9 protein-coding genes and 1 riboswitch are annotated in these 12492 nt (G+C 33.6%); of the genes, 5 read left to right on the top strand and 4 right to left on the bottom strand.

Going from position 1 to position 12492, the window contains the following annotated elements; all coding sequences use genetic code 11:
• The first annotated feature begins 41 nt into the window (after positions 1–41).
• Both AC3IS5_RS13500 and AC3IS5_RS13495 read left to right on the top strand, forming a co-directional pair.
• Positions 42–899: a patatin-like phospholipase family protein gene (locus tag AC3IS5_RS13500; RefSeq protein ID WP_489424886.1), complete on the top strand. Its 858-nt coding sequence runs from the start codon at positions 42–44 to the stop codon at positions 897–899.
• A 171-nt stretch (positions 900–1070) separates the two neighbouring features.
• A riboswitch (cobalamin riboswitch) is annotated at positions 1071–1250 on the top strand.
• A gap of 218 nt (positions 1251–1468) precedes the next feature.
• Complete coding sequence (locus tag AC3IS5_RS13495) at positions 1469–5326, top strand: Ig-like domain-containing protein (protein WP_489424885.1); 3858 nt, start codon at positions 1469–1471, stop codon at positions 5324–5326.
• A gap of 119 nt (positions 5327–5445) precedes the next feature.
• On the opposite strand, the gene AC3IS5_RS13490 is transcribed toward AC3IS5_RS13495, so the two are convergent.
• Positions 5446–6567 (bottom strand): DNA alkylation repair protein, encoded by a 1122-nt coding sequence (locus tag AC3IS5_RS13490; RefSeq protein ID WP_489424884.1) that lies wholly within the window; start codon positions 6565–6567, stop codon positions 5446–5448.
• Positions 6568–7031: 464 nt separating this feature from the next.
• Between AC3IS5_RS13490 and AC3IS5_RS13485 the strand changes: the two genes are divergently transcribed.
• The 3 genes from AC3IS5_RS13485 (at position 7032) to AC3IS5_RS13475 (ending at position 9987) form a co-directional block, all read left to right on the top strand.
• Positions 7032–9014: a site-specific DNA-methyltransferase gene (locus AC3IS5_RS13485; protein ID WP_489424883.1), complete on the top strand. Its 1983-nt coding sequence runs from the start codon at positions 7032–7034 to the stop codon at positions 9012–9014.
• A gap of 75 nt (positions 9015–9089) precedes the next feature.
• The gene (locus tag AC3IS5_RS13480) at positions 9090–9245 is read left to right on the top strand and encodes a hypothetical protein (RefSeq protein WP_489424882.1); all 156 of its coding nucleotides are present in this window, start codon (positions 9090–9092) and stop codon (positions 9243–9245) included.
• Between the two features lie 250 nt (positions 9246–9495).
• Entirely contained in the window at positions 9496–9987 is a 492-nt protein-coding gene (locus AC3IS5_RS13475) for a GNAT family N-acetyltransferase (protein WP_489427890.1), read from the top strand.
• 112 nt (positions 9988–10099) lie between these two features.
• On the opposite strand, the gene AC3IS5_RS13470 is transcribed toward AC3IS5_RS13475, so the two are convergent.
• From AC3IS5_RS13470 to AC3IS5_RS13460, 3 genes are all read right to left on the bottom strand, one after another.
• Complete coding sequence (locus AC3IS5_RS13470; protein WP_489424881.1) at positions 10100–10828, bottom strand: amino acid ABC transporter ATP-binding protein; 729 nt, start codon at positions 10826–10828, stop codon at positions 10100–10102.
• A 15-nt stretch (positions 10829–10843) separates the two neighbouring features.
• Entirely contained in the window at positions 10844–11506 is a 663-nt protein-coding gene (locus AC3IS5_RS13465; RefSeq protein WP_053416980.1) for an amino acid ABC transporter permease, read from the bottom strand.
• Positions 11507–11622: 116 nt separating this feature from the next.
• Positions 11623–12459: a transporter substrate-binding domain-containing protein gene (locus AC3IS5_RS13460; RefSeq protein ID WP_489424880.1), complete on the bottom strand. Its 837-nt coding sequence runs from the start codon at positions 12457–12459 to the stop codon at positions 11623–11625.
• Between the last annotated feature and the right edge of the window lie 33 nt (positions 12460–12492).

The raw sequence follows: 12492 nt of genomic DNA, 5'->3' as shown, positions 1-12492 counted from the left end.
ATGATAAAATAATCATAGAAAAATAGTGAAAGAGTGATTCAATGCAGGTCAATGTGAAGGATACAAGTTTAGTGCTTGAGGGCGGAACATTCCGTACATTATTTACGTCAGGCGTACTCGATGCTTTTTTAGATGAAGAGATAATGATGCCACATGTTGTCGGTATTTCAGCAGGGGCTATTAATGCCTGTTCATATGTGTCGGAGCAAAAAGAGCGTTCACTTCGCGTTCTTGTTAATTATCGTCATGACAAACGCTATATAGGCATTCGTAATTTTTGGCGAGAAAGAAGTTTATTTGGATTAGACTTTGCTTACAATATAATTCCAAATGAGCTAGATAAATTTGACTGGGATAGATTCCAACAATTCGAGGGAACAGTAAAATTTGGTGTTACAAATGCGTATACAGGGGCCATAGAGTATATGGACGCACTTGATATGGATAAGGAATGTACATTATTGCGCGCTACTTGTGCAATTCCTGTATTGTTCCCAGAGATTAAGATAAATGGTACTCCATACTATGATGGGGGATTAGCAGATCCAATTCCTATTCAGCATTTAGTAGATGAAGGTTTTGAAAAGCATGTGCTTGTGTTAACTCGACCAAAAGGCTATCGAAAAGTAATAGATCGCCAAAGTAAATTAGTCATGAAGCTCCTTCGTAAACGATATCCCAATTTAGTAAAAAGCATGGAACAACGTGTGGAGCATTATAATGCCTCGCTCGATTATTGTGAACGTTTGGAAAAAGAGGGAAGAGCCTTTATTTTCAGGCCAGATGCACCATTAAATAGCTTCGAAAAAGATTTAACTCAGATGCGAGCAAATTATGATATGGGCTATAAGAAAGCCGCAAAACAAATGGATGAATTAAAGGGTTTTTTAAATATATAGAAGAGCAAAAACAGATTCTCAGGTGCGAGAGTCTGTTTTTGCTCAAGTAGGAGAAAACCAATTTTTAAGGTCTATTATGTAGAATATTGAGTTTTTATGTACAAATTTAATTTAATTTTTCCGAAAAGTATAGATTTTTTTTATTATTGTGATAAATTTATAGTAAGTGAATATCGTATGCCAGAATTAGGTGCATTAAAATGCATAAAAGGGAATTCGGTTTAATGCCGAAGCTGTATCCGCAACTGTAAGTGCTGATGAAATAAGGAATGCCACTGTTAATTAACGGGAAGGCCCTTAAAGTAAAGTGAAGCATGAGCCAGGAGACCTACCTATTTCATAGCGTATATCTACTCTTCGGATTAAAGTGAGTATACGGCAAAAACAAACAACATTTGACGTTTTTTTGTCTTATTATTTTTTTTGTCTTATTATTTTGTGTCTTTAAGCTATTTCTCCGTGGAGAAGTAGCTTTTTTGTGTGTACAAATTTTTATGATGGAGACTAATTATGAAAATGCATTTCTCACTATTCGAAAGTAACAAAAATATGTAAGAGGGGGATTCAAAATGAACTACATGTTAAAACGATACATAAGCTTTACTTTAACCTTTGTACTGTTTTTATCTTTACTAACACCGTTTTCAGCTCAAGCGGAAAATAGTACAGAACTAGGAAATGAAAATATAATAGAAAATATTGGGGATGAAACACAATCTGAGGGGAAAGTTGATCCTGGAGAGTCTGTACCACCGACAATAGAAGATACGGAGAAAGCAGAAAAAACTGAGAAAATAGAAGAAACGGCTGAACAAGGAGATTTAACAGAACACGTAAAACCAACTGTAAATGAAAAACTAGTCGAATCAATCGAAAAAGTAAAAGAGTTCTATAATAATAACAATAAAAAGATTAGTAACATAGTGATTAGTTCACATAGTGGTTACTGGTCGCTAACTGCTATGTATGCTCTAGGCATCGATGTTCAAAAGTATCAATGGGAACCTGGCTTTGAAATTACCAGTGAACATTCTTTTTGGGTGAAACCTAAAACTGCTGCTTCAAGCACTTCAAATGAAGATGCAGGTACTATTATAGGTGCTTATATTCTAGGGTTAGATCCTACCAACCTTGGACAACGCAACATTGTTGAAGATTTACAAAACAAACAACAAACTGACGGTAGCTTTTCCACAGCATATGGTGAATCTTGGGCATCAATTGCGCTAGGCTTAGCAAATGCAGACTATAATAAAGCCAAACATTTAGAAGTAATATTAAAGAAACAAAATAGTTCAGGATTATTCTCTGGATTTGGTTCATCTGATGATTTAGATGTAACAGGTTGGGATTTAACTGCATTAACGCTATTAAATAATGCTGATAATTCTAATGAAACAATTAACGAATCTATAAAAAAAGCAGTAGATGGTATTCATGCAAAATATCAAAAAGATGGCTTTGTTAATAATACGAACTCAATGGCAAGTATTATTATGGGGCTTGCTGCAGTTGGAGAAGATTTAACAACGGACAAATGGAGCTATGAAAAAGACGGTCAAAAAGTTAATATTCTTGAAAAAATGATTGATGATTACCAATTAGAAGATGGTTCATTTAAATGGATGATCAAAGATACGAAAACCAATATGATGGCTACCGAACAAGTTGCAATTGCTCTAGCAGATGCATACCGTCAACAATCAATATTTGCAGAGTTAAAATCAGCAGATATTCCAGAGTTAAATAATCCAAAACCAATAGCACCAGAAAATATTGATCCATTGAAAAAATATACAATACCTGTACAAATAAATAAACTTAATGATATAAAACCTGACGCATTCAAAGAAGTTATAGCTAAAACAGATTTTACAGCCATAATTGAAAATAAAAAAATAAATCTATCAATAAAATTAAATAAATTGATTAATAAAATTGAATTAAAGCAAGGTAATACATTTAATTCATTAGAATGTTCAGACCTGACATGTATTCAGGAAGGTCTAGCAATTGATCAAGAAATCGTATTAAAAGTGCACTATACAGATTCAACAGCTCGTGCCCTAAAAGGAACAGATTTAGCCCAAGAAATCACTTTAAGCCTTGATACAACAAAAATATTTGAAATAAAAGAACCTGACAATCCTACAACTCCCCCAACAGGTGGAGGAGGAGCAACAAATCCACCAATTGATGGGGGAGGATCAACGGAGCAAACCGGGAAAGTATCATTTTCTATTGCTGGCTTATTCTCAAATAATATCGCTATTCATGAAAGTGATTCGGTGTACAGTGTTTTAGATAGAGTAACGAAAGAAAATAATATTTCTATTACAGCTAAAGGATCATCGATGGGTATATATGTATCTATGATAGGTGGTTTGTCTGAATTTGATAGAGGTCCATTAAGTGGGTGGATGTATAGCGTTAATGGAATATTACCTAATGTTAGCTCAGACAAGCTAATAGTAAAGGCTGGCGATCGTATCGAATGGTTCTATACAATAGATGGAAAAAATCCATCTGATGTAAAACCAGGAACACCAGAAGAAAATGGTGTGACACCAGTTCTATCAACTGCTATTAAAAAAAATGCGGATTATCTATTAGCTACTACTCAAAATCCTGAATTCGGAAATGAGTGGGCCATTCTCACTTTAGCTAGGTCGGGACAACCAGTACCAAAAGGTTATTTTGAGAAATATTATAAAGCAGTAGAAAACCATATTATTTCAAAAAAAGGCATTTTAGATACTAGAAAATATACTGAGTATTCTCGTCTAATCATTGCTTTAGCAGCTATTGGTAAAGATCCAGCAAATGTTGGTGGTAATAATTTACTTGAAAAACTAGCAGATTACGATCAAGTCGTATCTCAAGGAATTAATGGACCAATTTTTGCATTAATTGCATTAGACTCATATGGTTATGGCATCCCAAAAGGGCAAGGGAATATACAAACAACACGTGAAAACTTAGTGCAATATATTTTAGATAAAGAATTGCCAAATGGTGGTTTCAATCTTTCTGGAACAGTGCCTAATGCAGATATGACAGCAATGGCTATTCAAGCATTAGCACCTTATTCAAAAAATGATAAAAAGGTTCAAAATACAATTGACCGAGCAGTAAATGTTCTAACAACAATGCAGTTATCAAATGGTGGGTATTTATCTGATGGTATTGAGAATCTAGAAAGCACGGCTCAAGTGTTAACAGCATTATCAATTATCGGTATTAATATAGATGATGATTCTCGCTTCATTAAAGAAGATAAAGCTACGATCTATTCGGCAATGATGAAATTCTATCTTGAAAATGGTGCCTTTGCTCATACAGGAAAAACACCAAATAAGATGGCAACTGAACAAGGTAGCTATGCACTGGTTGCTTACAAACGATTACTAAATAAAGAAAACTCAATTTATAACATGAGTGACGTAATATCTGTCCAACCAATTACGAACAATGATACTGAAATTAAAGGAAAAGCAGCAATTGGAAGTACAGTATTTGTGAAAAATGGGGATAAAGAAATTGGTTCTGCAGTTGTCGCTACAGATGGAAGTTATACGGTTAAAATATCGGCTTTAGAAGAAAATACCATTCTAACAATCTATGCCGTTGATGATAAAGGAAAAAAAGGGTTGGAGCATAATGTTACAGTAATAGATAAAAATGGCCCAACTGAACTTACAGTGGGAACAATTTCAAACAAAACAACTTCCGTAACAGGAACAACAGAAGCAAATGCAAAAGTCTCAATTTACAATGGAACTAAATTACTTGCATCAACAAAAGCTAACAGTAAAGGAACTTTCACGTTAAAGATTCCAGCACAAAAGGCAAATGTGAAATTAGTAGTAAAGACTACAGACGAAGCTGGCAATGCTGGTGTAACAAAAACAATAACTGTATTAGATAAAATTGGCCCAACAAAACTTACAGTAGGAACAATTTCAAACAAAACAACTTCTGTAAAAGGGACTACAGAAGCTAAAGCAACCGTTTCTATTTATAAAGGCTCTAAACTACTTACAACAACAAAAGCAAGTAGCAAAGGCAACTATACACTGAAGATTTCAAAACAAAAAGCAAACGTAAAGTTAGTTGTTAAAACGAAAGATACAGTTGGAAATAAAGGTGTAACAAAAACAATAACTGTAAAAGATAAAATTGCACCAAAAAAACCAACAGTATCTAAAATCACTTCGAAAACTACAAAAGTAAAAGGTAAAACTGAAGCAAAAGCAACAATTACAATCTACAATAGTAAACATAAAAAAATTGGCTCAGCTAAAGCATCAAGCAAAGGTAATTTCAGTGTGAAAATCAAAAAACAAAAAGCAAATACTAAACTATCAATTTACGCAAAAGATGAAGCAGGAATTAAAAGCAGCAAACTTAGAGTGAAAGTAAAGTAACATTAAATGAAAAAGCTTCAGATTCCTAAGGAATCTGAAGCTTTTTGGCTATAGAGTAAACTGTTCCTATAATGATACAAGCTTTTATATAATTTACCCTGTACAAAATCAAATGCTTATTATAGTTGATTCAAAACCTCTGAAACTGTTCGCTTTTCTTCCTCTTTCAATAGAAATTCAATTCGATCCATTTCTACGCCATTAATAACAATTGCTATTCTATGTTCACCTGGATAATGTTTTCTAGTAGATAACTGTTTAAAGGAATGACCTCTAGTATAATTATATTCACCAGGTTGATACGTATTTTCTGTTATCTTAAAGAGCTTTCTACGTGTTATACCATTTGCTTTCATAAAATCAATGCCATACTCAATCCTAAGTTTTGCAGCATCTGTAGTAGGATTAGTAAACGTAAACTTAAATGTTAACGCTTCCCCAATAGCTAATTGATCTGTTGAAAGGTTAAATTCTTTTAATTCAACAATAGGATTGTTATGGAATCCGAATAATGCGAGTGTAGTCGGGTCTGCTTGTCTAAGAAGTGTTCTACATGCATGTTTGATAATCCAATCTGTTTTAGGGTTATCACCTATCCAATTCTTCCCTATAGACTTCACTAATTCAGGATGATCCTTTGTTATATCATTTAAATTATTTGCCACACTTTTACGGACATATTCACTTTCATCTGCCTTCAATAACTCTAAAATAGGGATAATTGGTGTAGGGTCTTTTTTAAACATTTTTAAAGCAGGACCCCATGGAAGACGCGGTCGACATCCTTCACTCGCTAATCTACGCACATGCTCATTTTCATCTCTTGCCCATTCTTCCATAATGGACATCATTTTCTTCGGATCTTTTTCAATAAATGGGCGTACAGCAAATTCGGAGCTGGATGTAAGTGTAAAGAGTTTTAATGCTTCAATTGAAGTTTCCCAATCTGATAAACCATAAGCTTCTATAAAATCAGGGAAAAATAAGTACTCAAAACCTTTGCAATCAGGAACAAGTTGACTTAAGACAGCGATAGCATCTGGATAAGTTGGGGGTAAGGTAGCCCTTAATGTATGAGTAATATGTTGAGTTCGTTGTTTTAACTCGCGTTGTTCCCATTCTTCATCAAATAAAAGAGTCATGAAATGCTCTTCGTTAAATGCTGGATAGACTCTTTTAACCTTCTTACAAAATTGATCGAAAAACGCTGTATTATAAACATCTTTTAGTAGTTCTGCCATAATTCTTTTTACTCCTTTAAAAAAGATAATACGTTCAATAATAAAATAAACTTCTGACTCATTACTGAATTAGAAGTTTAAGTATACCTTATTTTAAAAAGTGATATAAAGTAGTGATTCCTTTAACAATAGCTCACTCATACTGTCTAATCTGATTTCGTCCATTTTCTTTTGCGTTATATAATGCAATATCAGCATTTTTTAATTCTTCAATTGTTAAAAGCATGTACACAACCACCTTTATATTAATTCATTAGAAAAATAGAACAAAGGTCAGGGGAAAAAGTACTTAAGAACTATTTTAACCTATATGTTTATAAAATGTCAGCTAATACCAATTAATTGTAACAAATAGGGAAAAATCATATGTGAGTTATGATTGAATAGTTATTATAACAATGGGAATATACTGTCAAATAGGGAGTTCTTGTAATAGTTGTACATACATAAAGGAGTGCACTTATATGGATAAACTAGATGGCAAATCTTTTCATACGGTACAGCACAATATTGAAAAAATAAAAGAGCTTTTTCCAGAAATTTGTACAGAAAACAAAATAGATTTTGCAAAGCTTCAATTGTTATTAGGTGAAATGATAGAAACTGAAAAAGAACGGTTTGATTTTACATGGAATGGTAAAACAGAGGCGATACAATCAGCCCAAAAGCAAACTACAGGAACTTTAAGACCTGATATCGCAGGGAGTTTAGATTGGGAAACAACAAAAAATCTTTATATTGAAGGTGATAATTTAGAAGTATTGCGAGTACTTCAAAATAGCTATCATAATCGGGTAAAGCTTATTTATATTGATCCGCCATACAATACTGGAAATAATTTTGTTTACAAAGATAACTTCCGTGACAAGATGAAAAATTATAAAGAACATACGAATGAAAGTTTAGATTCGAATGCAGTGACTAGTGGGAGAGTCCATACGGAATGGTTAAATATGATGTATCCAAGGTTGAAAATTGCCCGTAATTTATTGTCTGATGAAGGGGTAATCTTTATCTCTATTGATGATAATGAAGTGGATAATTTAAAACGGATTTGCAATGAAATATTCGGGGAAGAGAATTTTGTCACAACAATCGTTGTCAAAATGTCTGAACCAACGGGTGTGAAAATGACGCACGTCAAAAGAAAAATCCCTAAATTAAAGGAATACGTACTTTGCTATAAAAAGAGAAACGCTACATTTGAGAAAATAAGAATCCCTAAAAGCAAATGGGATAATGAATATAAAACAATTCTCACAAATATTAGTAAAAAAGAAATAGAAGAATTAAAAGCTATTCGTGATGATGAAGATAGAACATTAGAGGACATTAAAAGAAGTGATGTCATTTTAGGAAACATTCAAATGGTCCCCGTTTCTGAATTTATTAAAAAGAACAACATTGGAAAAAGAGATCTTGAAGGATTCTTGTTTAATAATGCTTGGAGAATTATTAGAACCGTATCAGTGGCGGCTAGTGTTAAAACTATTGCTGATGAAAAGAGAAAAACAAATCAAAATCAAGCATTTGCTATAACTACACCAAGCAACAAGCTGTATTTTATAGCCAATCACTATAATACAGCTGTGGAGTCACCACGTATTAAAATACTTTTTGCTGATGATTATTTGACAGTACATCCATGTGATTTCTGGGCAGATATTAAAACAACCGGTTTAGATAAAGAGGGATTCGTAGATTATCGAAACGGTAAAAAACCTTTAAAATTAATTAAAAGAATCTTGAGTATGGTCGCTTTAAAAGACGATGATATAGTGATGGATTTTTTCTCTGGATCAGGGACGTTTGGTGAAGCGACTGTTCGATATAATATTGAAAGTAATTTATCACTGCGTTATATACTTGTGCAGATTAATGAAAACCTTGAGCAATTACAAGAGAAATTATCAAGTGAAGCTAAAAAGGATACAAAGGAGCTTATAGAGTATTTAAAGAGTGTTGGTAGAAAGCCGTTATTATCAGAACTAGGTAAAGAACGGTTGGTATGTTTGAAAAGGGAGGTACAACATACCACACATCATGATTTAGGGTTTAAAAACTTCAAACTAGATACGACGAATTTAAAAATGTGGGAAGAGTACCTGTCAGATGAAGAAAAAATGCCTTTAAATTTAGCTCAACCTGTGAAACTGGGAAGAAGTGAAGAAGACGTATTATTTGAAATACTTCTCAAGCAAGGAATAGATATAGTACTACCCATTGAACGATTCATACTAGGGGGTTGTACCGTTTTTTCAGTTAATGGAGGTACAGTATTCATCTGTCTTGAAAAGGACCTATCACTAGACCAAATTAATATCTTATCAAGTAAAAAACCTAGTCGTATAGTATTCTACGAAGACTGTTTTCAAAATGAAGCAATACGCAACAAGGCGCAGCAAATATTAAAGCAAAATGGTGTAGATGAAGTTCAAGTAATTTAGTTAGGCGTTAATCTGAAACCAACAATCCTCTTTATCCGTATAAATAGTAATTAACAAAGAAAGTCGGGATAAATAATGGATAATCAATATGTAGTCGGTTGGGGTACTCTTATGCTCATAAATGCAGGCATTGCACAAGGGAAGAATCGTTCAGGATTCAACTGGTTTCTACTATCTTTAATTTTAGGTCCAATAGCTACACTTGCATTAGTGCTTGTGGATAAAAAATAAATGAAGTGAATAGTTAATGTAAATGCTGTTGCATGAATAGATTACTTGTTTAAAACGATGCAGATTTTTTTAGAAAGTACACCACAATACTAGGTGTAGTGTACTTTTTTGTTGGCTGAAAATCTTTATTATATCTATCAACGAATGTGAAATCAAAAGATTAAAACTATTCTCTATGTTGAAATACAAAAAGTAATACTTGGAAATAAATAATAGAATATAGGAGAATAAATAGGCGAGTGAATTAGTTATAAAGCCTTTTGAGGAAAGTGATTATCCAGCAGTAATTAAATACTGTTTACCTGAAGAGCAATCAATTTATACTTCGTTACCTATTAACGTTATCGAGGCATTTAAGAAGGATCCATATAATCAGCCATTCGTTGTAATTTATGAGGGAAATTTGGTAGGCTACTTTGCCCTATATACGAATAAAAGAGGAAATATATATACGAATAATGAAAATGGTATTATTTTTAAATCATTCTCTATTGACTCACGTTTCCAGAGAAAAGGATTTGCTCAAAGCGTGCTAAAATTATTACCGACAATAACAAAACAGCACTTCCCTGAAAAGAATGAGATTATTTTAACTGTTCATCATACAAATATCGCAGCAATTAATTTATACATAAAAGCTGGATTTAAAGAACAAGAATTAAGATTTGAAGGTGATTACGGAGAGGAATTAATATTCCATTTTGATTTGGCCGTTGAAAATAGTAAGATATCTTATATCTAAACAGTATTAAAAAAGGATGGATAAAGGTACTTTGCTTTATCTATCCTTTCGTATTTTTTAATATAAATTACAATCTTATTTTGTGTATAGATACTTTAACTGTTTTTCTGTATTAGTGATTTAAAACTTTTGATAAAAATGTCTTTGCACGTTCTGATTCAGGGTTTGTGAAAAATATATCAGGTGAATTGACTTCAACAATTTTGCCTTCAGCCATAAAAACAATTTTGTCACATATTTCGCGTGCAAATCCCATTTCATGCGTCACAACAATCATCGTCATTCCTTCCTTTGCAAGCTTCCGAATGGCATCCAATACTTCTTTTACCATCTCAGGATCTAGTGCAGAAGTAGGCTCATCGAAAAGCATGATTTGTGGATCCATCGCCAAAGCTCGTGCAATGGCCACACGTTGTTGCTGCCCACCTGAAAGATGAGAGGGGTGGACGTGTATTTTGTCAGCTAAGCCAAGGGAACTAAGTAACTCAGTACCCATTTTTTCTGCTTCAGCTTTTGTCATTCCTTTTACTTTAATAGGAGCTATTGTGACATTTTCAAGAGCTGTTAAAAATGGATACAAGTTAAAGCTTTGAAATACGAAACCGATATTTGTACGGGCTTTATTAATATCCGTTTTTTTATCATGAATCGACGTCCCATCTACTATAATTGCCCCACTATCAATTTCTTCAAGAGCATTGATCACTCGGATGAGCGTGGATTTTCCTGCACCACTTGGTCCGATTAATGCAATTACATTTGATTTTTCCACCTCTAGATTAATATCTACTAAAACGTTATTGTTGCCGAAGCTTTTATTGACACTATTAATGGAAATCATGCAATCATCCCTTTCTTAATACTCGCTTTTTAACCAATGTTTTTCAAACTGTCGTATGATTAGAGATAATGTAAATGTCATTGCAAAATATAACAGAGCAACGAATGTCCATATTTCAATATAACGATAAGAGATAGCAGCTAGATTCGTCGCTTTTAATGTTAAGTCTACAGCTGAAATGGTTGAAACAAGTGATGAGTCTTTAATAAGAATGATGAATTGCGATGCCATAGGAGGTAATGTTTTTCTAAAAGCTTGAGGCAATATGATTAAACGCATAGCTTGAAAATTGGACATGCCAGATGAACGCGCAGCTTCCATTTGTCCTTTCGGAACAGATTGAATTCCCCCACGAACAATTTCTGCTATAAATGAACCTGAGAAAATAGCGAGTGAAACAATAGACCCCCAAAAAGCACCAAGCTTTAAAAACTGACCCAAAACGAGATGAATCCAAATTAATATAACGAGCAGGGGAACACCACGCATAACTTCTACATATACGGAAGAAATAAAACGAATGATAGGGTTTTTCGAAATCCGACCAACTCCAAAAAGAATCCCAATCGGTATAGCAAATAGTAAAGATAAAGCTGAAATCTCAAGCGTCAAATACATCCCTTTAAAAAAGATATCGAGATTATTTGTGATGACACTCCAATCAGGTTGATATCTCATAGTGTAGGAACTCCTCCATTGATATGACTTATATAAGGGCATTAAAATGATTGAAGACCTTATATGTGAAAATCATAATATAAGGTCTTCAAAGTATAAGACTTAGCTGTAGCTGGTTATTCTGCTTCCACTTTTGTATTAATATCTCCGTACCAATCATCACTTTCAAACCAATAAGAACGTGAAGCTAACTCCTGTGGGCCGCCTAAATAACTATAAAGGAATGAATTTAGCCATTGGACTGTTACTAAATCATTGTGAGCTACGGCAATTCCTAAATTTTCAGCAGAAATATTCTCATCTAAAATATGAGATTTTCCATTCTGCTTTTGCCAAATACGTACGGAAGATTCGTCATAGATAACGGCATCTAACTGACCTGATAACATAGCTAAAGCCGCAGCTGGCATTTCTCTGTAATCTTTGAATTCTGCATTCTTGAAATTTGCTTTTGCAAAAATTTGACCAGTTGTCCCAATAATAGTTGCAATTTTCTTTCCTTTTTGATCTAGTTCTTTCCAAGATTTCGTCGTCTTATCTGTATCCGGTAATAACATAACTTGTTTTGTTTGATAATACGGATTCGGGAAACTAACAGACAAAGCACGAGGGCCAGTGATTGTCATACCTGAAACAATCATATCAATTTCACCAACTTGCAACGCAGCTATTAATCCATCAAATGAATATTCTTTAAATTCTACCTTTACATCTAATGCTTTCCCAATTGCTTTCGCGGTATCGATATCATAACCGACAAACTCGTCTTTCAAATTGACCATTTCAAAAGGTGCATATCCTGTAGCCGTACCAACAACCAATTTTCCAGCCTTCTTTACACGATCAATTGTGGATTCACCTGCATTACCAGCCTTATCACCGTCACCACCACCACCACATGCTGTTAAAATCATACTCATTACCAATAGCAATACTATTAAACTCTTTTTCATCCATTCTCCTCCTTTCAATTAAATAGCTATAAC

The organism is Viridibacillus sp. KH_047 (assembly GCF_057838945.1).
This window is presented reverse-complemented; position numbering and strand designations above follow the sequence as displayed.